The 26,139-nt window shown below is 64.8% G+C and carries 25 protein-coding genes; 11 read left to right on the top strand and 14 right to left on the bottom strand.

Annotated features, from left to right (window positions below; all coding sequences use genetic code 11):
• The first annotated feature begins 199 nt into the window (after positions 1-199).
• Together H977_RS0131725 and H977_RS0131720 are read left to right on the top strand one after the other, a co-directional pair.
• A complete protein-coding gene (locus H977_RS0131725; protein WP_502691236.1) occupies positions 200-1,405 on the top strand; it encodes a CaiB/BaiF CoA transferase family protein in 1,206 nt (401 codons plus the stop codon).
• Positions 1,402-2,634, top strand: coding sequence for a cytochrome P450 (locus H977_RS0131720; protein ID WP_029111643.1), 1,233 nt, complete (start codon positions 1,402-1,404; stop codon positions 2,632-2,634). Before H977_RS0131725 ends, H977_RS0131720 begins: the two co-directional genes overlap by 4 nt.
• A 6-nt stretch (positions 2,635-2,640) precedes the next feature.
• On the opposite strand, the gene H977_RS34280 is transcribed toward H977_RS0131720, so the two are convergent.
• The 9 genes from H977_RS34280 to H977_RS0131675 form a co-directional block, all read right to left on the bottom strand.
• Positions 2,641-3,162, bottom strand: a complete 522-nt coding sequence (locus H977_RS34280) for a hypothetical protein (protein ID WP_155946900.1) — start codon at positions 3,160-3,162, stop codon at positions 2,641-2,643.
• Positions 3,163-3,303: 141 nt separating this feature from the next.
• Positions 3,304-3,900: a TetR/AcrR family transcriptional regulator gene (locus H977_RS0131710; RefSeq protein WP_029111642.1), complete on the bottom strand. Its 597-nt coding sequence runs from the start codon at positions 3,898-3,900 to the stop codon at positions 3,304-3,306.
• Positions 3,901-3,914: 14 nt separating this feature from the next.
• Positions 3,915-5,081: a lipid-transfer protein gene (locus tag H977_RS0131705; protein WP_029111641.1), complete on the bottom strand. Its 1,167-nt coding sequence runs from the start codon at positions 5,079-5,081 to the stop codon at positions 3,915-3,917.
• Positions 5,078-5,530: a MaoC family dehydratase gene (locus H977_RS0131700; RefSeq protein ID WP_029111640.1), complete on the bottom strand. Its 453-nt coding sequence runs from the start codon at positions 5,528-5,530 to the stop codon at positions 5,078-5,080. The genes H977_RS0131705 and H977_RS0131700 overlap by 4 nt, the downstream gene beginning before the upstream one ends.
• Positions 5,527-6,645, bottom strand: coding sequence for an acyl-CoA dehydrogenase family protein (locus H977_RS0131695; protein ID WP_029111639.1), 1,119 nt, complete (start codon positions 6,643-6,645; stop codon positions 5,527-5,529). The genes H977_RS0131700 and H977_RS0131695 overlap by 4 nt, the downstream gene beginning before the upstream one ends.
• 7 nt (positions 6,646-6,652) lie before the next feature.
• Complete coding sequence (locus tag H977_RS0131690; RefSeq protein ID WP_029111638.1) at positions 6,653-7,075, bottom strand: Zn-ribbon domain-containing OB-fold protein; 423 nt, start codon at positions 7,073-7,075, stop codon at positions 6,653-6,655.
• A 2-nt stretch (positions 7,076-7,077) separates the two neighbouring features.
• Positions 7,078-7,626, bottom strand: coding sequence for a MaoC family dehydratase (locus H977_RS0131685; RefSeq protein WP_029111637.1), 549 nt, complete (start codon positions 7,624-7,626; stop codon positions 7,078-7,080).
• An 18-nt stretch (positions 7,627-7,644) separates the two neighbouring features.
• Positions 7,645-8,826, bottom strand: coding sequence for an acyl-CoA dehydrogenase family protein (locus H977_RS0131680; RefSeq protein ID WP_029111636.1), 1,182 nt, complete (start codon positions 8,824-8,826; stop codon positions 7,645-7,647).
• Positions 8,826-9,998, bottom strand: a complete 1,173-nt coding sequence (locus tag H977_RS0131675) for a cytochrome P450 (RefSeq protein WP_029111635.1) — start codon at positions 9,996-9,998, stop codon at positions 8,826-8,828. Before H977_RS0131675 ends, H977_RS0131680 begins: the two co-directional genes overlap by 1 nt.
• A gap of 280 nt (positions 9,999-10,278) precedes the next feature.
• On the opposite strand from H977_RS0131675, the gene H977_RS0131670 reads away from it, so the two are divergent.
• On the top strand, positions 10,279-11,739 hold the full coding sequence (locus tag H977_RS0131670; protein WP_029111634.1) for an aldehyde dehydrogenase family protein: 1,461 nt from the start codon (positions 10,279-10,281) through the stop codon (positions 11,737-11,739).
• Positions 11,740-11,831: 92 nt separating this feature from the next.
• Positions 11,832-14,168, top strand: a complete 2,337-nt coding sequence (locus tag H977_RS0131665; protein ID WP_029111633.1) for a CaiB/BaiF CoA-transferase family protein — start codon at positions 11,832-11,834, stop codon at positions 14,166-14,168.
• Positions 14,169-14,403: 235 nt separating this feature from the next.
• Here H977_RS0131665 and H977_RS0131660 read toward each other — a convergent pair whose 3' ends face one another.
• From H977_RS0131660 to H977_RS34275, 3 genes are read right to left on the bottom strand one after another with little or no spacing between them, the layout of a single operon-like run.
• Entirely contained in the window at positions 14,404-14,877 is a 474-nt protein-coding gene (locus tag H977_RS0131660; RefSeq protein WP_029111632.1) for a MaoC family dehydratase, read from the bottom strand.
• Complete coding sequence (locus H977_RS0131655) at positions 14,874-16,073, bottom strand: amidohydrolase family protein (RefSeq protein WP_029111631.1); 1,200 nt, start codon at positions 16,071-16,073, stop codon at positions 14,874-14,876. The genes H977_RS0131660 and H977_RS0131655 overlap by 4 nt, the downstream gene beginning before the upstream one ends.
• Before the next feature lie 60 nt (positions 16,074-16,133).
• Complete coding sequence (locus tag H977_RS34275; RefSeq protein ID WP_051289261.1) at positions 16,134-16,796, bottom strand: cysteine hydrolase family protein; 663 nt, start codon at positions 16,794-16,796, stop codon at positions 16,134-16,136.
• Positions 16,797-16,845: 49 nt separating this feature from the next.
• Between H977_RS34275 and H977_RS0131645 the strand changes: the two genes are divergently transcribed.
• Entirely contained in the window at positions 16,846-17,289 is a 444-nt protein-coding gene (locus tag H977_RS0131645; protein WP_029111630.1) for a nuclear transport factor 2 family protein, read from the top strand.
• Between the two features lie 7 nt (positions 17,290-17,296).
• Here the strand turns inward: H977_RS0131645 and H977_RS0131640 are convergent, their stop codons facing one another.
• Together H977_RS0131640 and H977_RS0131635 are read right to left on the bottom strand one after the other, a co-directional pair.
• Positions 17,297-18,196, bottom strand: a complete 900-nt coding sequence (locus H977_RS0131640) for a TIGR03619 family F420-dependent LLM class oxidoreductase (RefSeq protein WP_029111629.1) — start codon at positions 18,194-18,196, stop codon at positions 17,297-17,299.
• 15 nt (positions 18,197-18,211) lie between these two features.
• Complete coding sequence (locus H977_RS0131635; RefSeq protein WP_029111628.1) at positions 18,212-19,318, bottom strand: acyl-CoA dehydrogenase family protein; 1,107 nt, start codon at positions 19,316-19,318, stop codon at positions 18,212-18,214.
• A gap of 103 nt (positions 19,319-19,421) precedes the next feature.
• Here H977_RS0131635 and H977_RS0131630 point away from each other — a divergent pair, with 103 nt between their 5' ends.
• From H977_RS0131630 to H977_RS0131605, 6 genes are read left to right on the top strand one after another with little or no spacing between them, the layout of a single operon-like run.
• Entirely contained in the window at positions 19,422-20,618 is a 1,197-nt protein-coding gene (locus H977_RS0131630) for an amidohydrolase family protein (protein WP_029111627.1), read from the top strand.
• Positions 20,619-20,624: 6 nt separating this feature from the next.
• Positions 20,625-21,623, top strand: a complete 999-nt coding sequence (locus H977_RS0131625; RefSeq protein WP_231396106.1) for an acyl-CoA dehydrogenase family protein — start codon at positions 20,625-20,627, stop codon at positions 21,621-21,623.
• Entirely contained in the window at positions 21,620-22,819 is a 1,200-nt protein-coding gene (locus H977_RS0131620) for an acyl-CoA dehydrogenase family protein (RefSeq protein ID WP_029111625.1), read from the top strand. The genes H977_RS0131625 and H977_RS0131620 overlap by 4 nt, the downstream gene beginning before the upstream one ends.
• Positions 22,819-24,360, top strand: a complete 1,542-nt coding sequence (locus H977_RS0131615; RefSeq protein WP_029111624.1) for a class I adenylate-forming enzyme family protein — start codon at positions 22,819-22,821, stop codon at positions 24,358-24,360. The genes H977_RS0131620 and H977_RS0131615 overlap by 1 nt, the downstream gene beginning before the upstream one ends.
• 13 nt (positions 24,361-24,373) lie before the next feature.
• The gene (locus H977_RS0131610) at positions 24,374-25,252 is read left to right on the top strand and encodes a mycofactocin-coupled SDR family oxidoreductase (protein ID WP_029111623.1); all 879 of its coding nucleotides are present in this window, start codon (positions 24,374-24,376) and stop codon (positions 25,250-25,252) included.
• Positions 25,253-25,266: 14 nt separating this feature from the next.
• The gene (locus H977_RS0131605) at positions 25,267-26,133 is read left to right on the top strand and encodes a hypothetical protein (RefSeq protein ID WP_029111622.1); all 867 of its coding nucleotides are present in this window, start codon (positions 25,267-25,269) and stop codon (positions 26,131-26,133) included.
• Positions 26,134-26,139 lie beyond the last annotated feature (6 nt).

Raw genomic sequence — 26,139 nt, 5'->3', positions numbered from 1 at the left:
TATTCTCCACCGGTCTGACATTCACTACGCTGAAGCTTTGTGAAGGCTGGCATCTGGCATTCGCTCTGCTCCATTGGGCGGCACGCCGACGTGTGTTTACAAACAGATTAGAAAGTGTCATTCTCACTGTTGAGAACAAGCGTTATCGCAGCCTGCTGCCACACCACGATCATGGGAGGACACGATTTCCACTCGCAAGGTGCTTGACGGGGTACGCGTGTTGGAGGTCGCGGCCTGGACGTTCGTGCCGTCGGCCGGTGCCGTCCTGGCTGAGTGGGGAGCCGAGGTCATCAAGGTAGAACCGCGTGACGGCGGTGATCCGCAGCGCGGTCTTGTCACGATGGGCATCGTCGACGAGGGCGGAGGTTCGGTCAACTACATGATCGAGATCCCGAACCGAGGCAAGAAGTCGATCGGCGTCGACTTGAGCACCTTCGGCGGGCAGGAGGTCGTGCGTGAGCTCTCGAAGACCTGCGACGTATTCCTGACCAGTTACTTGCCCGAGCGGCGCAAGAAGCTCGGCATCGACGTAGATGACATCCGATCTGCCAACCCGGGGATCGTGTACGTGCGAGGTTCCGGCCACGGTCCCAAGGGCCCGGATGCGGACAAGCCGGGATATGACGGGGTGTCCTATTGGGCTCGTGGCGGGATCGCCACCATGCTGACGGAAGAGGGCGACGACCTGGTGCGCTCCCGGCCTGCCTTCGGAGATCTGCTCGGCGGGATGACGATTGCCGGCGGGATCGCCGCTGCGCTGTACCGGAAGGCGACCACGGGGGAAGGCTCGGTGGTCGATGTTTCGCTGTTGGCTTTGGCCGCATGGAATCTCAGTCCGGATGTGGCGGTCAGCCAGATTCACGGCGGCACGTCGATCCCGAACTACGGCCATGCCGATGCGCCCAATCCGCTGGTCGGGACGTACCGCACCAAAGATGACCGGTATGTGCAACTGATGATGCTACAACTCGACAAGTTCTACCCGGAGGCGATGCACGCCGTCGGGCTGCCGGAGTTGATCGACGACCCGCGGTTCGCCGAATCCGCGTCGCGCTATGAGAATCGGGTGCAGCTGATCCAGCTTCTCGACGAGGCTTTTGTGCAGCGGACTCTTGCCGAATGGCGCGAGGCACTGGCCGGTCTGTCCGGAGCGTGGGGCATCGTGCAGACGCCGGGCGAGTTGTGCATGGATCCTGCTGTGACCGCGAACGGCTATGTGGCACAGACCGCGACGATGAACGGCGCGCCCTACGTGCTGCCGACCAACCCGGTGCAGTTCGACGAACAGGCGGTGGTGCCACCAGGAGCGCCTGAGCACGGCCAGCACACCGAAGAGGTGCTACTCGACGCCGGCCTGGCGTGGGAAACGATCGAGAAGTACAAGGAATCCGGAGCCATCCTGTGAATGCACCACGCACCTCGACCACAGCCCAGGGGAATGTGGAGTTCGATCCCTTCTCCACGGAATTCTTCAACGGCGCGTACGAGACCTTCCGGCGGCTGCGCGACGAGGCGCCGGTGTACTACAACGAGAAGTGGGACTTCTGGGCGCTGAGCAGATATGAGGACGTGGCCCCCGCGACCAAGGATCACGAGACTTACTCGTCGGCCAAGGGCGCCACGCTTGACGCGGTCAAGGCTCACGACGGTGCGATCCCACCGCCCAAAGTGATCATCTCGATGGATCCACCCGAACACCAGAAGATGCGCAAGCTGGTCAGCAACGTGTTCACTCCGCGCGCGATCGCTTCGTTGGAAGACATGGTGCACGAGAAGATCTGCGAGCGCATCGATGCAGTCGATCCGCGGTCGTTCGATGTCGTCGCCGACTTCTCCGCGTTGTTCCCCAATGAGGTGATCACCACCATGCTCGGGGTACCCAAGGAGGATCGCGAACAGATCCGGCGGTGGCTAGATCTGTTGCTGGAGCGGCGGGTGGGCGAAATCATCGTTCCGCCAGAGGGGCTCGAAGCCTCCATGAACACCGGCGTGTACTACTACAAGCTGATTCAACAGCGCCGCGCGGACCCGCGAGACGACATGATCAGCCGGCTCATCGAGACCGAGATCGAACGTGACGGTGTGGTCGAGAAGCTGACCGACGTCGATATCGCGGGATTCGCAACACTGCTCGGCGGTGCCGGCGCCGAGACCGTCACCAAGCTCGTCGGCAACGCCATCGTGGCCTTCGCGGATTTTCCCGAACAGTGGCAGGCGCTGCGAGCGGACCGCAGCAAGATACCGGCAGCTATCGAAGAACTGCTGCGCTATCAAGCTCCGTCGCAGTACCAGGTACGCACCGCGACGCGCGATGTGACGTTGCACGGCACCACGATCCCGCGGGACAGTGTGGTGCTGCTGCTCACCGCGGCCGCGACCAGGGACGAGCGCATTTTCCCGGACCCGGACCGGCTCGACATCGACCGCGAGCGCAAGATGGGCTTCAACCTCGCATTCGGGTACGGTGTGCACAGCTGCCTCGGTGCGGCGCTGGCGCGGATGGAGAGTCGCATCGCACTCGACGCATTGCTGGATGTGCTCCCCGACTACGAGGTGGATCGCGACGGGCTGCGTCGAGTGGCGATGTCGAATGTCTGCGGCTGGGCGAACGTTCCGGTCCGACGGCTGGGCTGATCGGGGTCAGGCGGGTGGCAGCAGCGGCGCTACAGTGCGGACGCGGCGCTGGCCGCCGAGGAATTGTTCAGCAGGATCGATGGACCGGTCGAGGCCTGCGGATGCGATGGCGTGCACCTTGAAGGCGCGTGCCGCGATACTCAGCCGGTGTTCGACGATGCCGGTACCGGGCTCGAGGTCGCCAGGCCAATTGCCACCCCACATCGCGACCTCAGTTTGCGGCCGGCGCGAGGCCGCGTTGAAGATGCGGCGTATGTCGGGTTGGGTGCTGTAGACGTCCGCGCCGATCAGTATTGAGTCGGGCCAATCAGCCGGATCGAAGCGGGCTGAGCGCATCCGGCTCTTGATGCCGAGGATGCGCAGCGTGCGTTCGTCTTTGGGGGTGTCGGCGGCGAGATGGATCCTCACTTCCCAGCCTGCTCCGACGCGATCGAAAATGAGCCCGCCGGCGAACTCGGCGGCATCGCCGGAACTGCTGGCAAAGACCACCAAGCGGTGCGGGGTAGCGTAGCCGCGCTCGGATTGCATTCTGCTCTCGTCGGACTTGGCAGTTACCACTGTCATGATCGCCCCTTGCCTGTGTGGGTTTGATATTAATCGATCTCATAGTTGAGAATATATATTTTCATACGGGTGCGGCGCGGATCACCGTACTCGCTGATCTTGGTGTCAGCGTCTGGGCGGACGACCTCCGCTGAAACCCTGGACGGCGTAAGGTCTTACGAATTCGGCGACCGCATCGTCGTTGTCGATGAGTGCCGATGGAGTGGTGAACAGCGAGAACAACATCCGCGAGAACCACTCCGCAGCGGACGGTATGTCGATGTCGTAGCGGACCTCGCCGGTGTGCCGCGCTGCGGACAGGTACGGTGCGATGAACTCCGAGCACTCCTGAAGCAGGGTGGCGGCGTTCTTGGTCAGCATGAGGTTCACCTCCTGCTGATCGAAGTACACCTCGGGTTCGACGACCCGGCGGGCCTGACAGACGAACACCGCCGCGCGCACCAGCTTGCCTTCTAATGTGCTGCCGCCGTGGCGGTCGATGGCCTTGGCCATGTTGCGGTAGAAGCGCTGCGAGGCGGCCTCGGCGCAGGCCTCGACAACGGATTCCTTGTCCTTGAAGTACTCGTAAATGGTGCTTCGGGAGACTTCGGCAGCGCGCGCTATGTCCACGATGGTGGTTTTGGCGAGGCCGCGGGTGCGAAAGCAGGCGAAGGCCGCCGAGATGATGATCTCTCGGGTGTCGGCGGCCGTCGCTTCCGTCATAGGGCGCCAGACTACTAGTGGACCGGTGCCAAGATCAGGCCGCTGGTGGGAACGCCGGTCCCTGACGTCACCAGCACGTGTTCGACGCCGTCCACCTGATTGTGGGACGTGCCGCGGATCTGCCGGACTCCCTCGGTGATGCCGTTCATCCCGTGGATGTAGGCCTCGCCGAGCAGACCGCCGTTGGTGTTGATGGGCATGCGACCGCCGACCGAGAGCTCGTCGACGTCGACGAAATCCTTGGCCTCTCCCCGCCCGCAGAACCCGAGTTCCTCGAGCTGGGTGAAGACGAACGGAGTGAAATGGTCATAGAGGAAGGCCGTGGAGATGTCGGCGGGCTTGAGTCCGGAGTCACCCCACAGTTTGTTGCCGACCACACCCATTTCCGGCAGTCCGGTGATGTCGTCGCGGTAGTAGCTGGTCATCACCTCACCGTCGTAGGCGGCGCCCTGGGCCGCCGCGGTGATGACCGCTGGCGGGTGCGGCAGGTCACGGGCCCGCTCCACACTGGTCACCACCATCGCGACCCCACCATCGCTTTCCTGACAGCAGTCCAGCAGCCGGACCACGGGCTCGACGATCCAGCGTGACTGCTGATGCTCCTCGATGGTGATCGGCTTCCCGTAGAACCAGGCATCGGGGTTCTTGGCCGCATGCTTGCGGTCGATCACCGAGATCTTGCCGAAGTCGGCGTTGGTCACACCGTAGGTGGACATGTAGCGCTGCGCATGCAGGGACACCCAGGCGGCGGGCGTCATGAAACCGAACGGGGCGTACGGCGCCATCCACAGCGGGGTGACCCCAGGTTGGCGGCCGGCACCACCGAATCGGAAACCCGAACGCTCGTTGAAGGCCCGGTAGCACACCACGGCTTCAGCGGCGCCCGTTGCCACGGCCATCGCCGCCTGCATCACGGTGCCGGCCGCAGCGCCGCCGCCGTGCGGAACCCTGGTGAAGAACGACAGATTCTGGATGCCGACGTTGCGGGCGACCTCGATCTCTTCGTTCTCGTCGACGGTGAAGGTCACCATGCCGTCGATATCGGACGGGTGTAACCCCGCGTCGGCGATCGCGGCCTTGACTGCCTCGCAGGCCAGTTGCATCTCGGTGCGACCGGACTCCTTGGAGAACTCGGTCTGGCCGATTCCGGCAAGCGCCGCCTTTCCGCCGATGCCGCTCACTCCCGAACACCTTCGAGAAGGCTCAGCACCGCGGTGCCCGAGACGTGATCACCCAGGCTGTTGGTTCCCTTCAGCGACACTTCGACCAGTCCCTCGCCGTCGGCGATGGACTTGGCTTCGACGCTGCCGGTGAAGCGCAGCGGATCGTTCGGGAATGCCGGTACACCGAGCCGGATCGACAACCGCTTGAGCATCGCCTCGGGACCGGCCCAGTCATGCAGGAACTTCACGCACAGACCGTTGGTGGTCAGGATGTTGAGGAAGATGTCCGGCGACCCCTGCCCGGTCGCGAAATCGCGATCGTGATGGACCGGCATGTAATCGCGCGACGCAATGGCGCCCGCCACGATCAGGGTGGTGGTGACGGGCACCTCGAGTGGAGTGATCTCATCGCCCACGTCGATGGCGTCGTACGCCAGAGTGGTCGTGCCACCGATGGTGGAGGTCATTTGCTTCCTTCCTGATACGCCGTGCCGAGATAGGCGAGTTGTGCGGAGGCCGAACCAAGAGCGAGCTCGATGTTCTTGGCCCACAGGTAATAACGGGAGACCGGATAGGTGACATCGATGCCCATGCCGCCGTGCACTTGCTGGGCGGTGGCGACGACTCTGGCGCCCGCCTCGGCAGCCCAGAACTTGGCGATGGCGGCTTCGCGGTCGGCGGGCCTGCCCTCGGCGATCAGCCAGGCTGCGTGCCACGTTGTCCAGCGGATCGCCTCGGTGTCGATGAACGCGTCGGCCATCCGCTGCTGGACGGCCTGGAACGATCCGATCGGCCGGCCGAACTGTTCGCGTTCACCGGTGTAGGCGGCCGCGATCCGCAGCGCGCGATCGGTGACACCGACCTGTATTGCGGACAGGCCGACCAGCGCCCGGGTGTGCAGTGCCGCCACCAAGTCCAGACCATCACCCGTATCGCCCCCGAGGCGCCGCGCCCTGGCGCCGGCGAAGGTGACGTCGGCATAGGGTTCGCCGTGAGTGAGATCCACCGGCGATACCCGGACGTTCGGGGTGTCGGTGTCCACCACGAACAGCCCCGGACCGTCCGCTGTCGCCGCGGACACGATGATGGCGTCAGCCAACTGCGCGGCCGGGACCAGTTCCTTGGCACCGTCGATGAGCCAGGCCTCGCCCTCGGGACGTGCGGTCGTGCGACGCGGGGCGGTGGGGTTGGAGTTGCCGGCCTCGATCAGACCCGCGGTGAGGATGACGCTGCCGTCCACGACACCTGGGAGATAGTGCTGCTGGAGATCTGAATCACCGTGCCGGGCAATGGTGTCCGCACCGAGCACGAGCGTCGGATAGATCGGTACCGGTGCGACACTCCAGCCCACCTCGGCCAGCAGGATGCAGAGTTCGAGGTAGCCTGCACCGCTGCCGCCGACCGATTCCGGTAGTGCGATGCCGAGCAGGTCGGCCTCTGCCAGCTCGCTCCACAGCGCCGCGTCGTATCGGGTGTCGCCCGATTCCAACTCGCTCAGGTGCTCCGGTGTGGCCCGATGCTCGAACAGCTGACGGGCCACCTTGCCGACGGTTTCCTGGTCTTCGTTGAAGCTGAAATCCATTGTGGTGTCACGCCTTCGTGGTCGATGGGCGGAACTGATGCAACACCAGCTCGTCGCCGCTTGGCAGGGCTTCGAAGGTCTCGTAGAAAACCTCGACGGCCAGGCCGGGCTCGATGTCCTTCGGTTCGATATCACACAGATTGGAGACGATCCGGACCCCCTCGTCCAGATCGATCAGTGCCACGACGTAGGGATACTGCAGGAACGGCAACGGCGGGTACTGCGGCATGACGAAGCTGTACACGGTCCCGCGGCCCGTGGACACCACATAATCCCAGTTCAGCGACTGGCATTGGCCGCACATCGGGCGGGGCGGGACACGCAGCGCCTTGCAGTCGGTGCATCGCTGAATGCGCAGTTCGCCGTCTTTGAGACCCGACCAGTAGAACTCGGTGTCGGGGCTGATCGAGGGAGCGAGTCGGTGTGCCACTGCTAACCGTCCTTCTTGAAGCGCAGGGTACGGAAGCGCTGGCGGCCGATGACCTCGCCGTCCTGGTTGCGGTACGTGGTGATCCAGGTGACGAAGAATCCGGTACCCATCGCCGTCTTCTTCTCGTCGGAGATGGTCTCGAATACGGTCTCCGCCGACAGGTCATCGCCGATCCGCGGGTAACGCTCGATCTCGAATTCGGAGTTCGTGGCGACGATTCCGGTGTATCCGGCATCGGTCAGGAACTGCAACGGGTTCTCCCCGAGCTCGACAGGAACACCGCCTCGGTCGTGGATACCCTCCAGCTTGGGCGGAGCCATGGTCCAGCTCTGCAGCATCACCGGCGGCGACACGATCGCACCGTAGCGTGAGTTCTTGGCGAATTCCTCGTCCAGGTAGGCCGGGTTAAAATCGCTGAGTGCGTAGGCCCAGTGCCGAATCATCGCCGCGTTCACCGGATCCGGGCTCCGCACCGGCTGCCCGGAACTGATCGGCTGGCCGATGAGTGCATCGAGGCGCTGCCGCAACTCGTCTTTCACATGCTCAGTCAATGCCCTGTTTCCTTTCTGTCAGGACGCCCGCATGTCTCGGGGCGCCCGTGGCATCCCGAGACCGGCCATGGCGATGATGTCGCGCTGGAGTTCGTTGGCGCCGCCGCCGAAGGTGTTGATGACGGCGAGCCGGTAGGCGCTCTCGAGTTCCCCACGCAGCCCAGTGGATTCACCCTTACGAAGACCGGTGTGGCCGACGATGTCGAGTAGTTCGCGGGCTACCTGCTGAGTCAGTTCGGTGCCGAACACCTTGGCGGCCGAGGCCTGACCCATGCCCAGCCCGCCGGAACTCAGTGTGGTGTTCACGCGCAGATTCATCAGCCGGTAGGCCGACACCTGGGCCTCGACCCGGGCCAGCGCCTGCTGCACCCACGGTTGGTCGATGACGCGGCTACCGTCGAGTTCCGTGTCTCGCGCCCAGGCCAGAGTCTTCTGGAACAACGGCTCCAGTGCCCCCAGGTTGCCCAACGCTGCGCGTTCCAGATTGAGCTGGTTGGTCACCAGCTTCCAGCCCTCGTTCTCGCCGAGCACGATGGCGCTTTCGGGCACGCGCACGTCATCGTAGAACGTGTAGTAGGTCGAAACCCCGGGCATGGTGTGCAACGGTTTCCACGAAAATCCCGCGGCGTCGGTGGGCACGATGAACAGGGTGATGCCCTTGTGCTTCTTGACATTCGGATCGGTTCGGGCCGCCAGCCAGATGTAGTCGGCGAACTCGGCCCCACTGGTGAACATTTTGGAACCGTTGATGACGAACTCACTGCCATCGCGGACCGCGGTGGTGCGCAGTGAGGCCAGGTCGCTGCCCGCTCCGGGCTCGGAATATCCGATGGCGAAATCGACGTCACCCTTGAGGATGGCCGGGAGGAATTTCTGTTTCTGTTCGTCGGTGCCGAACTGGATCAGGGTGGGCCCCACCGTGTTCAGCGTGATCATGGGAAGCGGCGCGTTCACCCGGCGGGCCTCCTCGCCGAAGATGTACTGTTCCAACGCTGTCAGGCCGTGCCCGCCGTATTCGGTCGGCCACGCCACCCCGAGCAGACCCGCCGCGCCGAGCGCGCGCCGGCACTCGGTTATGGCCGCCCCGCCCTCCATCAGGCCTGCGACCGCGGCGCGGCGCTCCGGGGTCATGACCGCCGCGAGGCGCTCGCGGTAATCCTTGCGCAGCTGTTTCTGTTCGGGGGTGTAGTCGAAATCCATCAGACGCTCGCTCCCAGTCGAACGGGCATCCGCTTGACGCCGGGCACCATGGTGGCGCGCAGACGGGTGACGTCGCCGGTGAGTTCGATCGTCGGGTAGGTACCCAGCAGTACTTCGAACATCACCCTGGCCTCCAGGCGCGCCAATTGTGCTCCGAGACAGGCGTGCTCACCCGCGCCGAAGGCGATGTGCGTATTGGGGTGTCTGGTGATGTCAAAGGACTCGCTGTGCGCGCCGAAGACCTCCTCGTCGCGGTTGGCCGATCCATACAGCATCACGACGGTGTCACCAGCCTTGATCTGCTGCCCGCGGATCTCGACATCCTGGGTGGCGCGCCGTGCCATATGGGTGACCGGGCTGGTGAAGCGCAGCATCTCTTCTACGGCGTCGGGGAGCAGCGCGGGATTCGCGCGCAGCAACGCGAATTGCTCAGGATGTTCGATCAGTGCTTGGGTGCCGAGCGCGATAAGATTGCGCGTCGTCTCGTTGCCGGCTACCAACAGCAGGAACGAGAAGTTCAGCAGGTCCTCGTCGGAGAGTTGTTCGCCGTCGACCTCGGCCGTGGCCAGAATGGTCAACAGGTCGTCCTGGCCGGTGACCTCGCCGCTGCGGCGTGCGGCGATGAGATTGGTGAAATACCCGTACAGTTCACCGAGCGCTGCCAGGTGATCCATCTCGATATCGGGATCGGCCGTGCCTACGGCGGCATCGGACCACGTGCGGAACTGCTCCCAATCCTCGGGCGGGGCGCCGAGCATCTCGGCGATCATCCGGGTCGGCAGTGGCGCGGCGATCTCCTCGGCGAACTCGTACTCCCGGCTGGTGTCGATCTCGGCGATGATGCCCCTTACGATCTCGCGCACCTTGGGTTCCAACAACGACACCTGGCGCCGGGTGAACCCGGAATTGATCAGCTTGCGCAGCTGTCGATGTCTGGGCGGATCGGTGAAGATCAGATTTCCCTCTTGCACCGGTTCCGGTTGGGACGGATCCGGGATGGTGATGCCTTTGGCCGACGAGAACATACCCGGGTTACCGGAGACAAACCGGACGTCCTCGTATTTGCATAGGGCCCAGAATTTGGTGACGTCATTCCAGACGACCGGCGTGCCGGCGCGCAGTTCCCGATATGCCGGGTACGGGTCGCCGGCGTAGAAGTCCGGCGAGTGCAGGGGATATGCGGTGGTGGGTCTGGTGAGCTGACTGGCGGGCTTAGTGGGCACCTCAGGGCCTTCCTTGACATGAGACCGATCGGACATTCATGCTCTAACTGTCCGGTTCACGTTCTGTCTACCAGCCGTGGCATGAGCGAGTCAATCAGCAGAATAGCTGTTGTATACAGCACATTTCCGGGCTGGAGGCGGATGTGTTGCTGCTGTACGGAGCGAAAACAAATGTTTAGAGTCTGTCCGACGAATGTCGGCAGCTTGTCAAGAGGGGCCGGGTGACTTCATGGCCGATCCGCGGACGCTGATCGCTAACTACGGGCACTACATCGGTGGGCAGTGGGTCGATGCCGATGCCGGTCGCTACGACGTCGTCAACCCGGCCACCGAACAGGTGGTGGCCTCGGCGCCGGACGCCAGCGTCGACCAGGTGCGGAGCGCCATCGCGGCAGCGCGTACGGCGTTCGACTCGGGCGTGTGGTCGCAGGCCCATCCCGACGAGCGGGCGCGCTGCGTCCAGCAGCTGAGTACGGCGTTGTTGACCCGTGGCGAGGAGATCTTTGCGCTGGCACAGGCCGAATGGGGTTGCACGGCAAACGAACGGCTGATCCACGTCGAAGGTCCGGCCTTCATGGTGGGGCATGCCGCCGAACTTGCGCTCGAACCGGCCGAGGCGCCGTTGGACGCCTGGGGGGCGGCCGGCACCACCTTGCTGCGTTATGAACCCCTCGGCGTCGTATCGATTCTGACGCCGTGGAACTTCCCGCACACCCTCAACGCGATGAAGATCGGCGCGGCGCTCGCTGCCGGTAATACCGTGGTGCTCAAGCCATCCCCGCTGACTCCGCTGGCGGGTCTCGCGCTGGCACGTCTTGTGCACGAGGAGACCGATATCCCGCCCGGTGTGGTGAATGTGGTGACCCCGGCCGGCGTCGAGGCGAGTGTCGCGCTGACTCAGGACCCGCGGGTAGACATGGTCAGCTTCACCGGAAGCTCGGCCGTGGGTCGCGCGGTGATGGCGACTGCAGCGCAGACCATGACACGCGTGTTACTGGAGTGCGGTGGAAAGTCGGCAGCCATCCTCACCGACGATGTCGACATCACCGACGAGTTGCTGGAACGCCTGCTCGTCGAGGGCTGCACACTGCACGCCGGCCAAGCTTGCATTCTCAACAGCCGTCTGCTGCTTCCCGATTCGCTCCACGACGACGTGGTGGGGCGGTTGGCCGAACTGGCTCGCAACGTCGTGATCGGTGATCCGACCGAGGCCGCCGTCACGATGGGTCCGCTGATCAGTGCCGAACATCTGGACCGGGTCGAGGGATTCGTCACTCGCGCTGAATCCGACGGCGCAACCGTGGTCACCGGTGGCCGCCGGCCCAAGGACCTGTCGACCGGTTTCTATTTCGAGCCGACCATCCTCACCGGTGCGACGCCCGATTCCCTTATCGCTCAAGAAGAGGTCTTCGGTCCGGTGCTGACGGTGCTGCGCTACGGCGATGACGACGAGGCCGTCGCCATCGCCAACAACTCCCAGTACGGCCTCGGCGGGGCGGTGTGGGCATCGGATGTGGACCGGGCCGTGGCGATCGCGCGCCGGATCAGGACGGGCCAGGTCTCGATCAACGGCACCATTCCCGGTGACGCGCCGTTCGGCGGTTTCGGGCAGAGCGGGATCGGCCGCGAGGGCGGGGTTCTGGGGTTGCGGTCCTATATGGAGCCAAAGGCCATCGGGGTGCCGGCATGAGCGACGCTTGCGGAGCGAATCAACAGGCGATGAGCGACGCTTGCGGAGCGAATCAACAGGTGGTGAGCGACGCTCGCGGAGCGCTGGCTGGGATGCGCGTCGTTGAGATCGGCGGCGAGATCGCGGGGTCGTACTGCACCAAGCTGCTGGTCGATCTCGGTGCCGACGTCCACAAGTTCGAGCCACCGTCCGGTGATCCGTTGCGGGGCTGGGGGACCGGCGGCGGACTGTTCGAGTATCTGAACGCCGGAAAGCGGAGCAGCACAATCGATCCGGCGGTTGCCGCGGATCTTGCCGCCGCGCGCCAGCTGATCTCCGGTGCCGATGTGCTCGTCGACAGCCTATCCGTGGGCGCCCTGGATGGCTGGGGTCTGGACGCCCGCACCCTGCGAAGCCTGAATCCACAGCTCGTGGTGGTTCGTATCTCGGATTTCGGGCAGCACGGTCCACTGAGCGTCCGGGAGACAACACCGTTGACCATGCAAGCGGCCGCAGGCTGGGTCAACGATCGTGATCCCGGTCGACCGCCCGTACAGGCAGGCGTGCGCATCCCCGAGTACATCGCGGGTTCCTATGCGGCCATGAGTGCGCTGACCGCGGTCCGCATCGCGGCCGGAGATGTCAGCAGGCCCGTCGAGGTGGATCTGTCGGTGTTCGAATGCCTGCTCTCGACTCTGCCTTATCCCATGTTGCTGGCCGAGCGGCTGATGAAGATGGGGCTGCCGGGCAACGCCAAGGGTGCACCGATGCTGGGCATCGTGCAGGCCGCCGACGGCTGGATCGGCATCAATTGCCTGACCGGTCAGCATTGGCTCGACGTCTGCGCCATGGTGGGGCTGCCGGATTTCGAGGAGCACCAAATCGCCATCATGATCGGCGGGCCCGAGCGCGAGGAGTTCTTCGCCAAGGCCCAGCCTTGGCTGGACTCGATCACCGTGGCCGATCTCGTGGAGCTGAGCCAGGCGATGCGGATACCGGCCGCTCCCGTGACCGACGGTCGCACCATTCTCGACTGTCCGCAGTACGTCGATCGCGGATTCTTCATCGAGGCCAGTTCGGCGGGGCGCACCTTCACCCGTCCTGGTGCGCCATTCCGGCTCTCCAGGACACCGGTACCGGCGCCCGGCCCAGCGCCGGGACAGTCGTCGTCAGCAGCGGCATGGCCGAGTGCCGACCGCACGCGCTTCGCACCGGCGCCCGACCCTGAGCGGCCGTTCGCGGGCCTGAAGGTCTTCGACCTGAGCACCTTCTGGGCCGGTGCCTACCTCACCTGCTACTTGGGTGCCTTCGGCGCCGATGTCGTCAAGGTCGAGTCGATCCAGCGACCGGACGGGCATCGCTATTCGGGTTCGCTTCTGCGCGACGGTGACGACTGGTACGAGCGTGGTCCGCTGTGGCAGGGCACGAATCTCAACAAGCGGGACATCACACTGGATCTCTCGTCGGTCGCGGGACGCGAGCTCGCGTTGCGGATGGCGGCCGAGGCTGACGTCGTCGTCGAGAATTACTCGCCCCGCGTCGTGGAGCAGTTCGGCCTGGACTACAACTCGCTGGTGAAGGTGAACCCCGATGTGATCATGGTCCGGATGCCCGGATTCGGGTTGGCCGGGCCGTGGCGCGACTATGTGGGTTGGGCGCTGAACATCGAGCAGCTGTCCGGGATGTCGGCGGCGACCGGGTACCCCGACGGCCCGCCGTGCAACCTGCAGGGACCCGCCGATCCGATCGCCGGTGTGCACGCTACGGTGGCACTGCTGGCCGCACTGGAGCACCGAAACCGCACGGGCGAAGGGCAACTCGTCGAGGTGGCACAGATCGAGGTCGGCGCCGCGGTGACCGCCGAACCCGTCATCGAGTCCTCGCTGACCGGTCAGGTGCCTGGCCGGGTCGGCAACCGCCACTGTGAGTACGCTCAGGGCGTCTATCCGACGGCGACCGACGATGACTGGGTGGCCGTGTCGGTCCGTGATGACGCCGACTGGGCGGCGGTGGCCGAAATCCTCGGGCGCCCGGAGCTGGTCGATGACGGGCGGCTAGCCACTGTGCCGCAGCGCCTGGCCAATCATGACATTTTCGACGATGTGGTGTCGGCGTGGACGCGCGGTCGCTCGGAAGGGGAAGTCGTCACCGCCTTGACCGCCCGCGGGGTGCCCGCCGAGTGTGTCTTGACCCCGGACCGCATGTATGACATCGAGCAGCTGGATGCTCGCGAGTTCTACCAGGAACTGCGCCATCCGATCACCGGTGACCATCGGTTCCCAGGCTGGCCGTTCCGGATTTCGCCGGGACCCCTGCGGCACCACCGGACGGCGCCGCCGACGCTCGGTCAGCACAATGGTGCGGTGCTGGCGGCGCTGGGTCTGACCGTCGACCAAGTTGATACGCTTCGCGCCGAAGGCGTCATCGGTGAGCGCCTCCGCGAAGCGTAGCTCTATCCCTGAGCCGGTATCTGAACGTGTTGCACGTGGCCTCACACAGATGAGAATTCTCAGCATCGACAGCAGAAAGGCTGTGATTCCAAGACTGAGGGCGAACCTGTTTGTGATAAGTCGGGGCGCCAGATGGCAGTAACCGGCCTGAGCGGCCAGGCCTGAACCGCTCCGGCCGGCCACACGTGGCCGGTGTGGGGAACATCGCGATGCCGTGAAACCGCTTCCTGCTCGATCAATCGACCATGAGCGCGATGGTGTCCACCACGCATGCGGGCCGGCCGGATCCCTCGACCTCCACCGTCACCCGCACGGTGGCCCGCGAACCCGACTTGGCGGAATCAACGGCGATGAGTTCTGCGCCGGCCCTGATGCGCGAGTCAACTGGGACTGGCGCGGGAAACCGCAGTTTGTCGACTCCGACGTTAACCTGCATGGAAAGCCCGGTCACCTGATAGATCTGCTTCACCAGAATCGGAACCAGGGACAGTGTCAGGTAGCCGTGAGCGATGGTGCGGCCGTAAGGGCCCGTGGCAGCCCGATCCGCGTCGACGTGGATCCACTGATGATCGCCGGTGGCATCGGCGAACAGATCGATCTGCTGCTGGGTTAGGGTGTGCCACCCGCTGTAGCCAAGGTGCTCTCCGACATGCGCCTCGAAATCGGCAACGCCCCGATACGTCTTCTGGGCGGGCGGTGCCTGGGTCATACCGCGGCGACCTTGTTCAGACGCAACTGCTCGATGGCATTGCCGCCCATGATTTTTACCTTGGCTGCATCGGAGATCCCGTCGAGGCGGTCGACGAAGCTGAGCGGGTCACCGATGCCCTCCGGATGCGGGAAATCGGAGCCGAACATCACATGATCCTCACCCATGATGTCGACGATCGACTTGACGTCGTCCTCGAGGAACGGGTGGATGTAGACATTGCGCTTGAACACGTCGACTGGGTGCTCGTCGAACTCCTTGGGCATCACGCGATACGCCTTGTCCAACTGACGAAGCAGATTCTTCACCCAGCCACTTCCGTTCTCCACCACCAGCACCCGTAGGTCCGGGAAACGGGACAGTGCCCCGTGGCAGATGAGCGCGGCCAGAGTGTCCTCCATCGCGCGGAAGCCCATGACGACCTCGCGAAGTGCGCTGGGCTTGAAGGACAAATACTCGTCGCCGCCCTCCCACTCCATCAGGTGCTTCTGATAGCCGCTGTCGGACGCATGGAATGTCACTGGGATATCGGCCTTGACCACTTCCGCCCAGAACGGATCGAACTCGGGCAGGCCCATCGACCGCGTTCCGCCGAAGCGGCTCGGCACCGGTGCCGGCCGCACCAGGAACGTCTTCATCCCGCGCTCAAGGCACCAGTGGAATTCCTTGATCGCCTCGTCGACCAGCGGGAGGCAGATGACGGGTGTCGCGAAAATCCGATCCTGATAGTTGAACGTCCAGTGCTCGTGCATCCATTCGTTCAGGGCGTGGATGATGGCGTGGGTCAGCACCACGTCCTCGGTGGTGCGTTCCTCGATGAGGCTGGCAAGGGTGGGATACATGACGCACTGGTCGATGCCCATCTCGTCCATGAGCTCCAACCGCGGTGCCGGTGACTGGTAGGCGGGAATGATATCCATTGCCTCGCCGACGAACTCGCGGAAGTTCAGGCCCTCGGGGTTGTTGCCGAGGAAGTAGTCCTCGGCGCTGCCCGGCCGGGCCACGCGCGAGAAGGTCGGGTTCGGGATCATGTGGCTGATGTGGTCTTTGACGACCAGCTTGGGACGTCCGTTGACCTCGACATACCCGACCTTGCCTCGGTGCTGCTTCGGCAGGTACTTGAGCAGTGCGTCCGTCGTCTCGTACATGTGGTTATCGATGTCGAACACCGGATACGGAAGCGAGCGGGAAGGCATGTGGCTAATCCTCCTCGGACCAGTGAAAATGATCATTTACATGTTTCGAGAACGACGTTATCACCCTCCTGTATGAACATCTACATCCGGGCCAGATCGTGCGCCCGACCAGGCCTGTATCACCTCTTCGGTCGTCGTGACCGTGGCAAGTAGCGCCAGCGTGTTATCGATCACGGCGTCGGCGTACTCCCGGGGGTAGCCGGCAACCGCGTCGCGGGGGAGAACGAACTGGTAGCTGCGGTTCACGGCGTCCATGACGAAGTTGGTCATCGCGACGTTGATCGAAACACCCACGCCGACAATGGTTGTGATCCCCATATTCCGTAGCACCGAGTCGAGGTCGGTGCCCGTCATCGGGCTGGCGCCATGGGTTCGGGTGAGCACCAGGTCGGAATCGTCACCCCCGAGTCCGGGAAGCAGAGACGCTCCCGGGCTGCCCGGACTCAGGTCGGCATCGAAGGACTTTCCCGCGGCGAACAACCGCGCATTGGAGTTCGAGCCGCGACCGTCTGGCCGACGCTGGATCAGGCAGTGCACAACGGCAACGCCAGCCGCCCGCCCGGCCGGTAGCAACTTGACGATGTTTGGGATCGCCTGGCGCTCCGCCTCGTGGGCCAGCATCGGCAGTCCGGCCTGCGGGCCGATCACGCCACCCTGGCACTCCTGGGTGACAACTGCTGACGTACGTGGCGAGACGAGATCGCTAAGGTTGGGACGAGGCATGAGAATAGACGTTATCGTCTGTGCCAGGGGAATTTCCAGAGGAGAATCGATGTACGAGTGGGAGCTTTCGATCCGAGAAGCCGCGCGACAACTGCTGGCGGACTACACCGCTGCCACCGACCGTTTCGATCTCCGGGGGCTGGCTGCGTGTTTCGCCTCGGATGGGATTTTGGAGTTCACCGGGGGCGACGATCCCCTTACCGGTCCCGCCGCGATCGAAGCAGGACTCGGTGCCGCGATGTCTGCGCCGCAGCACGCCACACGCGCCAAACCGACGTTCGTGCGCCATCACGTCTCAAGTGTCAGATTCGGAGCTGTCAGCAAGGAGCGGGTCGAGGTCAGCAGCTATTTCGCGGTGCACACCGATATCGGGCTCGACCACTGGGGCCGGTACCGTGACGTGTTGGTGCCTGAAGAAGGGCGCTGGCTGTTCGGGTATCGCCGAATCTCGGTGGATGCCTTCGCGTCGGACAGCCTGATGCGATCCGGATGAGCGTCATTCAGCCGCAGACGAATTCCTTGGCGAACGCTTGTGCACGTTCGATGTACCCATCGCGGTCATCGCCATTCGGTGCGATGGGAAGCCAGGTGACGCCGGCCGTGGTCAGCCGCTCGATCAGGGTGTGGCGCTCATCGGTCGATCTGCTCTCGTCGAGCATGCTGCCCGCAGAGAAGCAGATGTCCAGCGGTGCGGTGCGCCCGATCTCGTCGGCGTAGCACTTCGCCCAGGCGATCGCTGCCTCAAGTTCCTCGACGGTCGAGATCTCGGCAGTTCGGGATGCGGTGGCGTAGCCGAATGTGTTGAATGGTGCCCAGCCTTGGCCACGTCTGATCGCGCGACGCACGGCAGGTTTGCTGTTGCCGCCGACCCACACCGGCGGAGGTGGCGTTGCGGGACGTAAGCGCACGCTGCGTGCGGCGAATGATGAACCGGTATAAGCGATATCGTCACCGCTGAGCACCTTGTCCAAGACGTCCAGCGCCTGGTCCAGCAACGCGCCACGACGATCGAACTCCACCCCGAGTGCCCGGAACTCGGGCTTGAGATAACCGGCCGCGGTACCGATGATGAGCCGACCACCGGACAGTACCTGCAGGCTCTGAATCGATTTCGCGCCGAGAAACGGATTGCGGTACGCGGCGATGTAGACGTTGGTGAGCAGCCGCAGTGTGTCGGTAGCCGCAGCCGCGAAGGACAGTGCCACGAACGGATCGAGCGCATGATGTCCGCCGTGGTCGAGCCATCTGGCATCCGGTGCGGGATGGTCGGTGACGTGTACCGCGGCATACCCGGCAGCCTCGGCAGAGCCTGCGATATCGGCGATGGCTGCCGCGGTGACGAATTCGTCCGGGGAGTCGACGCGTTGGGTGGGCAGCTCGAGAGAAAACGAGACGGTCAAGGGATGTTTCTCCAATCAGACAGGTATCGAAGTGACGAGGTCGGCCAGTCGCGATGCGTGGTGATCGGCATCGCCGAACATCAGCGCGCTCGCCTTGGCGCGCCGCATGTATAGGTGTGCGTCGTGTTCCCAAGTGAAGCCGAGTCCGCCATGGATGCGCATGTTGTCGAACGCCACATGCATGAATGCCTCGGAGGCCGCCAGTTTGGCCACTGACGCGGCGATCGCCAACTCGCCGGGAGTCGTCGTCGCCGCTGCGTGCACCACCGCCGAGCGGGCGCCCTCCACCTCCACCAGCATGTCCGCGCACCGGTGTTTTACGGCTTGGAAACTTCCGATCGGACGTCCGAACTGGATGCGGTCCTTGGCATATCCGACTGCGGTATCCAGGCAGCGGGCGGCACCCCCGAGTTGCTCGGCGGCCAACAGTACGGTTGCGATGTCCGAGCACAGGGCCAGGCCGTGCTCCGCAGCTCCCGGACGACCGATGAGCCGGGCCGGTGCGCCGTGGAAATCGAGATGGGCGATCTTGCGGGTGCGATCCATTCCGGCCAGTGGTGTGCGGGTCAGTCCCTCGGCGTCGCCTGCGACCGCGAACAGCGACGTGCCAGTGCTGTCGTGGGCCGCGACCAGCACGATCGCCGCGGTATGGCCGTCGAGGACCATCGGCGCCGAACCGCGGATGGTGTAAGCCCCGCCCTCGTCATGCGCGGTCAGTGCGACCGCGGTCGGATCCCACGGCCCGAGCCGGCTGTTGAGAACCAGCGTCGCGGTATCTGTGCCGTCGACCAGTCGCGGGATGAGGTCCGCCGCGGCCTGTTCGTCGCCGCTGGTCAGGATGGCCGGAATGGCAAGGGCCACGGTGGCGAAGAACGGTGCGCACACCAGGGCCGCACCCATCTCCTCGAACACCACGGCGAGTTCAGCGGTAGTCGCCCCGGCGCCACCGAACTGCTCTGGAACCGCGATGCTGTGCAGGCCGAGTTCGGATGCCATCCGCCGCAAGGTGGTCTCGTCGTAGCCCACGTCGGTGTCCATCAAGCGCCTGACCACCTCGCTGGGGGTTGTGGCGGCTAGGAATTCGCGGACGGCCTGCCGGAGTTCGTCGGCCGCTGAGGTCATGGTCTCCCTAACTGTGTGCCGCCCTGGTATGGGCATTTCCGGATCAGGATAGTATGTTTTCTGAAATCAGAGAATATTCATTCTCACCGAAGGGAGATGACCGGTGACGGCGAAACTCGACTACGGGATTTTCGACTGCGACACCCATTGCTACGAGACGCGTGATGCGTTTACCCGGTATCTGCCCAAAGAGTTTCATGATCGTGCCATCGCGCCGGTGAGGGGTGTCGACGGGAAGGAGGTCATCCTCGCCGGGCACCGGATCGCAACGTTCAACAGTGAGGCGGGGCTGGGCTTCGACCTGGCCTACCGACCGGGGTCGCTCAAGGAGATGCTCAAGCAGATGGGCTCGGGCAACCCGGACGAAACCTATGAGCCCCAGCCCATGCAGCCGGAGTGGCTGGAGCGCGATGCGCGATTGAAAGTGATGGCCGAGCAGAACGTCGAGCGCGCCGTGATCTTCCCGGCGGGCATGGCCCTGGCCGCCGAACACTACGTCGACGACACCGAGGCGCTATACGCGAACCTGAGATCCTTCAACCGCTGGTTCGACGACACCTGGGGTTTCAACTATCAGGACACGATCTACGCGACCGCGCTGCTGTCGCTGCGTGACCTGGAGTCATCCATCGCCGAAACCGAGGCGATCATCGCCCAAGGTGCGAAAATGGTGCTACTTCCCACCGGCCCGGCGCACGGGCGCTCGCCCGGAGACCCGTACTTCGACCCGATCTACGCCCGCCTCCAGGAAGCCGGCTGCACACTGGTCTTCCACATCCAGCCGTTCTGGTACTTCAACGCCATCTCGCCCGCGTGGGGGCACAACCCGGACCCCGCTGCGTGGCACATGTCGGCATGGCAGTGGATGAACATCTATGGTCAGCGTCCCATCGAGGACACCCTGTCGGCGTTGGTGTTCGACAACCTGTTCGGCCGGTTTCCGGGCCTCAACGCCCTGGTGGCAGAACACGGCGCGGAATGGGTGCCGCAGTTCGTGATCCATATGGACAAGAGCCGCGGTATGGGCCGCAACGGGCCGTGGATCGGCGGCAAGCTCACCGAGCGTCCGTCAGAGATCTTCCGCAGGCATGTCGGTGTGGTGCCCTATCCCGAGGACGACATCCCCACCATCGTGGACCGACTGGGTTACGACGAGTGCCTGCTGATGGGGTCGGATTATCCGCACGCCGAGGGTCTGGCCGAGCCCGCCGACTTCGTCAAGCTCCTCGACCCGCTCGACGATGCCGCCAAGAAGCGGATCATGCGGGACAACGCCGACGCACTGCTCGCTCGGAGCTAATCGGCGGTGACCGTCGACGAACGCTCCCATGGCGTCCTGGACTATATGAACACTGTCGATCTGGAATTCCTACGGGATTCGGCGCGCGAATTCCTCACCGGCCGCGGTGAGAAGGATTCGCTGACCGGGCTTGCCGGCATGGACTGGACGGGGCTGCTGGTCGATGAGTCACTCGGTGGAGCCGGCTGGCGGCCCGTGGAGGCGACTGTGGTGGCCGAGGAACTCGGGCGCGCCGGCGACCGGTCGACGTGGCTGGGCGCTGTGGTGGCCGCAGCGGCGCTGGCATCGGCGCCGGCCGAGATTCGCGAACGTTGGCTCGGCGAGGTGCTGGCCGGTGCTGCGCCATCGGCAGTGGCGCTGGCCGGCGATACCGTTCGGGTCACCGGTGTGGATTCCCTACGAATCTTGATAGCACTGGGAAGCAACGGAATTCAGCTGTTCGAGATGTCCGATGCAGTGCCGAGGACCCGCGACGACGAACTGCTGGAGGTCAGCCGGCCGGCCTGGCGTGTCGACCTCGCGGGCACAGACGGTGTGGCCATCGGAGGACCGCAGCGGGCCGAACAGCTGTTGGCGGTAGCCAGGGTCCTGCTCAGCGCGGACTCGGTGGGCGCTCTGTCACAGACTTTCGCTCGGCTGGTGGCCTATCTGAAGGACAGGATTGCCTTCGGTGCGCCCATCGCGAGCTTTCAGGCGGTGCAGCACCGACTCGTCGATCTTCTTGTCCTGGAGGCGAAGGCGCGCGCAGTGAGCATGAAGGCTGCTCGCGCCCTGGCACGTGCGGACGTGACGGCCGACGCGATTGCGTTGTCCGCCACGGCGCACGCCTTCGTCGCGTCGAAGGCCACCGCTGCCGTCGACGAATGTATGCAACTGTCCGGTGGTATCGGATTCACCTGGGAGTACCCCTTGCACCACGAATTGCGCCGTACCTTCACCAACGGCTACCTACTCGGCTCGGCCCGCACGAGCCGGGCGGATCTGGCGGAGAAGGCCGGCTGGTGAGTATCACGGTCGATCGGCCCGGTGCGGTGCAGCTGTCGGAATTCAGGCAGCGTGTGCGGGCGCATATCGAGGAGCACGCGCCGCCTTTTGCCGCACGCGAAGGGCGCCGGGCACCGGAGAATGCCGAGCAGGAGGCTCAGCTTCGCAGCTGGTTCGCGAGCCTGTTCGCAGGGGGCTTCGTCGGCGCGGACTGGCCGGTCGAGTACGGCGGCAGGCCGGATCACCATCCGCTGCACGATCGCATCGTCAGCGAAGAACTCCTGCGGGCCCGTGCGCCCCGGCCGGTCGATCAGGTCAACCTGGCGGCACACGTGCTGCTTCACTTCGGGTCTGACGAGCAGAAGGCCGCCCTGCTGCCGCCGATCCGGCGCAGCGAGCACGTGTGGTGTCAGATGCTCAGCGAGCCCGATGCCGGCAGCGACATCGCCGGGGTGCGCTGCCGCGGTGTGCGCCGCGACGACGGCTCCTGGGTTCTCGACGGGCAGAAGACCTGGATCACTGACGGACACTGGGCCGACATGGGTCTTGCCTTGATCCGGACAGACCCCTCCGCGACACGGCATCACGGGCTGTCGGCGTTTGTCGTTCCATTATCGACGCCGGGGGTACAGGTGCGGCCGATCCGGACGATCAACGAAGCGATCGAGGTGAATGAGGTCTTCTTCGACGGTGTCACCGTCGCCCCGGATGGACTCATCGGCGAACCCGGCCAGGGATGGTCGATCATCATGGCAGGCCTGGACTTCGAGCGCTTCGGTATCGGTGGCAACGTCATCCTGCTGGAGCTGCTGATCGACGACCTGGTGACGGTGGCTCGGCGCGCGACCCTCGGGGGCCGGCCCGCGCTCGACCATGACGACATCCGTCAGACGGTGACCGAACTCGCCGTCGAGGTCGAGGTGGCCAAGGCGTTCATCGACGATCATGTCGAACGGATGATCGCTGGTGCCGATGAGATCGGCGACGGCTCCATCGCGAAGCTGAGCTTCGCCGAGACATACCACCGGGTTTCGGCGTACGGAACCGAACTCGGCGCGACCGTGTGTACCGTTGCCGCCGATGTCGATGTGCAGCAGGCGAAACAACGGCTGCGAGAGTGCTGGTTGTGGTCTCGTGCCTACACCGTGTCCGGGGGGAGTTCGGAGATGATGCGAAATATCCTCGCCAAACGCCGGTTGAACCTACCGAGCCGGTAATGTCGCAAACGTATTGGGACCTGGTCGAAACCGCGGCCCGGCACCATCCCGACCGGCTGGTCCTGATCGACGATTTCGGTCGCAACCTGACCAGCGCGCAGTTGCGCGATGCCGCGCTGGACACCGCGGCGGCGTTGGCGCTGCGCGGGGTTTCGGCGGGCACCGTGGTGTCCTGGCAGCTACCCACGACGATCGAGACGATGGTCGTGATGGTGGCACTGGCCCGGTTGGGCGCGGTGCAGAATCCCATGCTGCCCATCTGGCGGTCAGCCGAAGTGCGGTTCGCGACAACGCAACTCGACGCCGAGGTGCTGATAGTCCCGGGGCAGTGGCGGGGTTTCGACCATGTGGCGCTGGCCGCCGAACTCGCCGCCGAACGCGAGATGTCGATCGTGATCGTCAACCACGACACACCCATCACGGACGGCCTGCGATTACCCACCGCTGATCCGACCAGCCTCGGACCCCCGCCCGCGTCGGCGGAGCAGGCCCGCTGGGTGTACTACTCGTCGGGGACCACTGCGGCACCCAAGGGCGTCCGGCACTGTGACCGGTCGGTCATCGCGGGGTCCGCCGGGGTAGTGGGAATGGTCGGTGCCTCCAGCAACGATGTCAACCCGATCGCGTTCCCGGTATCGCACATCGGGGGAGCCACCATGCTGGCCGCCTCGCTGCTGACCGGGATGCAGCTGGTGCTGTTCGATACGTTCGACCCGATCGAAACACCGAAGGCCATGGCGGCTCACGGTGCCACCATTCTGGGTTCGGCCACACCGTTTTTCGTCGCTTTCATGGCCGCGCAGAGGCGGCATGGCACCGAGCCGCTGTTCGATCGTCTGCGCGGTTGTGTCGGCGGCGGAGCGCCGATCGCCGCCGAGCTCGGCCACCAAGTGCGCGAGAGTCTCTCGGTGCCCGGCGTGGCGAACGCCTGGGGACTGACCGAGTTCCCGGTCGCGACCTCACCGCGACCGGACGCCGACCCGGAGGTGCTCGACCACACAGTAGGCAGTCCGGTGCCCGGGGTATCGGTGCGGGTGGTCGACGAGTCCGGGCACGAAGTGGAAAGAGGCGGTGAGGGCGAGCTGCGACTCAAAGGGCCGCAGCGTTTCCAGGGTTACGTCGACGCCACATTGGATGCCGATGCGTTCGACGCCGACGGCTGGTTCCGCAGCGGTGATCGGGGGCGGATCGATGCGCGTGGGAACGTCGTCGTCACCGGCCGGATCAAGGACGCGATCATCCGCAACGCCGAGAACATCTCCGCACTGGAGATCGAGGACGTACTGGCAACCCACCCCGCGGTGGCAGATGTCGCCGTCATCGGGGTACCCGATGAGCGCACCGGAGAGCGGGTGTGCGCCGTCGTCGTCGCCCGCCCCGGGGCCCCGGTCACCCTCGACTCGTTGTTCGCGCACTGCCAGAGCAGCGGACTGAGCAAACACAAGGCACCCGAGCGCCTGGAGTTGATGGAGGCGCTGCCGCGCAACCTCACCGGCAAGGTGCTCAAGAGCGAACTGCGTGCGCGGTTCGCATCTCGATGAGACAGGAGAAGTCATGGGCGGACGTCTGGCGGGCAAAGTCGCATTCATCACCGGAGCCGCGCGCGGCCAAGGCCGGGCACATGCACTGGCCATGGCGCGCGCGGGTGCCGATATCGTCGCGGTCGACATCTGCGCCGATATCGCTTCGAACCCATACCCGCTGGCGACGCCCGATGACTTGGCCGAGACCGAACGTGCCGTAAAGGAGATCGGGCAGCGCGTTTACGCCAGAGTCGCCGACGTCCGGGAGCGGCAGGGCATGCGTGAGGTCCTCGATTCGGCATTGGCCGACTTCGGCAGGCTCGACATCGTCGTCGCCAACGCCGGCATCCTGCCGATGGCGATGGGGGCACCGGATCCGATGCACTTCGTCGATGCGACCGACGTGGACCTGGTGGGCGTGCTGAACACCGTCGCCGTATCGCTGCCGCACCTGTCCGACGGTTCCTCGGTCATCATCACGGGATCGACGGCCGGTATGATGCCCGGCAACGCCGACAGTCCCGAGATGGGCCCGGGCGGCGCCGGCTATGCGTGGAGCAAGCGGACCCTGATCGAGTACGCCGAGCAGATGGCGATCCACCTGGCGCCCAGACTCATTCGGGTGAACGTGATGCATCCGACCAACGTCAACACCGACCTGCTGCACAACGACGGTATCTACGGCGTCTTCCGGCCGGACCTGGTCGCGGAGGGGAAGAAACCGACCCGCGAGGACGCAGACCTGGCATTCACCTACTTCCAGGCGATGCCCATTCCGTATGTCGAGCCGGAGGATATCGCCAACCTGGCGGTATTCCTGGCCAGTGACGAAAGCCGCTACCTCACCGGCCAGCAGATCCGGGTGGACGCCGGGTCATTCCTCAAGTTCCCTAACGGCCCAGGCCGTTAGCACACGGAGGCAGCATCATTCGCGATATCAGGGAACTCACCGACGACCCGGTTGCCTACGCCGCCGAACTACAGCGCCGCTGGGGTGGGCTGCTCAGCTACCGCTACATCGGCCGGAACCACGGGTCGATGAACGTCGGGCCCGCCGACGACACCGTCGCTGTACGCTCCGACATGCGCGACGACGCAGGCGCAATTCTGCTGTGCGTCTTCGGTATCGCCTCGCCGGAGGGCGGCCTGGTGTCAGATTTGGAGGCGGTCCCGAATCCGGTGGTGCACTCGTGTCAGGTACTGGACACCGGTGCGGAAGTGACCCGTTTCGAGGTGCGCACCGAGGACTTGAAACGAGGCCGCAGCATGGCCTACAGCCGGTCTCTGATCGTGGACGCCGACGAACCGGCCCGCGTGCTGGCGGTCACCGAAGGCCAGGGCGTGACGATCGGCATTCCCCCGGGCGGTCTGCAGAAGATGACCGTGGAACCGATCGAGGTGGTCGACTCGCCGGATCTGCCGCCGTTGTGGCAGGTGTTCGGTGGCCGCCGGGTAGATGCCGGCACCTGGCTGCTGCCCGAACTGTCGGCCGAGGTGGCCTCGCCGGATGCGGCGCTGCATGTGGGCCCGCAGTTCGTGATGACCGAGACAGCGGCCCGCAGCAGTGCCGCCGAACTGGCACAGGCGGACACGCTCACCGGGGTCTCGTCGCACACCATGTTCCTGGCCAGGGCCAAGGCGGGTCCGTTCCGTTTCGTGGCCGAACCCCTGGCGGGGGCCGATGGCACCGTGGCGGCACGCACGCAGGTCTACGACGATGGCGCTGGTGGGAAGTTGGTCACCGTGTCGACACACGTGTTTCGGCCCTTGCACAAGCGCATTCAGCTGTAACCCAGT

Origin of the sequence: Mycobacterium sp. URHD0025 (genome assembly GCF_000426065.1) — a bacterium.
Taxonomy (GTDB): domain Bacteria; phylum Actinomycetota; class Actinomycetes; order Mycobacteriales; family Mycobacteriaceae; genus Mycobacterium.
The sequence above is the reverse complement of the archived record's forward strand: the minus strand, read 5'-3'. Positions and strand labels throughout refer to the sequence as shown.

What these genes read in the sequence shown, in the direction of transcription:
- H977_RS0131610 (WP_029111623.1), top strand. Translation starts at nt 24,374, where the DNA reads ATGGGCGGACGTCTGGCGGGCAAAGTCGCATTCATCACCGGAGCCGCG.
- H977_RS34275 (WP_051289261.1), bottom strand. Translation starts at nt 16,796, where the DNA reads ATGCCTCGTCCCAACCTTAGCGATCTCGTCTCGCCACGTACGTCAGCA.
- H977_RS0131635 (WP_029111628.1), bottom strand. Translation starts at nt 19,318, where the DNA reads ATGACCTCAGCGGCCGACGAACTCCGGCAGGCCGTCCGCGAATTCCTA.
- H977_RS0131670 (WP_029111634.1), top strand. Translation starts at nt 10,279, where the DNA reads ATGGCCGATCCGCGGACGCTGATCGCTAACTACGGGCACTACATCGGT.
- H977_RS34280 (WP_155946900.1), bottom strand. Translation starts at nt 3,162, where the DNA reads ATGCAATCCGAGCGCGGCTACGCTACCCCGCACCGCTTGGTGGTCTTT.
- H977_RS0131700 (WP_029111640.1), bottom strand. Translation starts at nt 5,530, where the DNA reads ATGACCTCCACCATCGGTGGCACGACCACTCTGGCGTACGACGCCATC.
- H977_RS0131680 (WP_029111636.1), bottom strand. Translation starts at nt 8,826, where the DNA reads ATGGATTTCGACTACACCCCCGAACAGAAACAGCTGCGCAAGGATTAC.
- H977_RS0131660 (WP_029111632.1), bottom strand. Translation starts at nt 14,877, where the DNA reads ATGACCCAGGCACCGCCCGCCCAGAAGACGTATCGGGGCGTTGCCGAT.
- H977_RS0131710 (WP_029111642.1), bottom strand. Translation starts at nt 3,900, where the DNA reads ATGACGGAAGCGACGGCCGCCGACACCCGAGAGATCATCATCTCGGCG.
- H977_RS0131695 (WP_029111639.1), bottom strand. Translation starts at nt 6,645, where the DNA reads ATGGATTTCAGCTTCAACGAAGACCAGGAAACCGTCGGCAAGGTGGCC.
- H977_RS0131615 (WP_029111624.1), top strand. Translation starts at nt 22,819, where the DNA reads ATGTCGCAAACGTATTGGGACCTGGTCGAAACCGCGGCCCGGCACCAT.
- H977_RS0131665 (WP_029111633.1), top strand. Translation starts at nt 11,832, where the DNA reads ATGCGCGTCGTTGAGATCGGCGGCGAGATCGCGGGGTCGTACTGCACC.
- H977_RS0131655 (WP_029111631.1), bottom strand. Translation starts at nt 16,073, where the DNA reads ATGCCTTCCCGCTCGCTTCCGTATCCGGTGTTCGACATCGATAACCAC.
- H977_RS0131645 (WP_029111630.1), top strand. Translation starts at nt 16,846, where the DNA reads ATGTACGAGTGGGAGCTTTCGATCCGAGAAGCCGCGCGACAACTGCTG.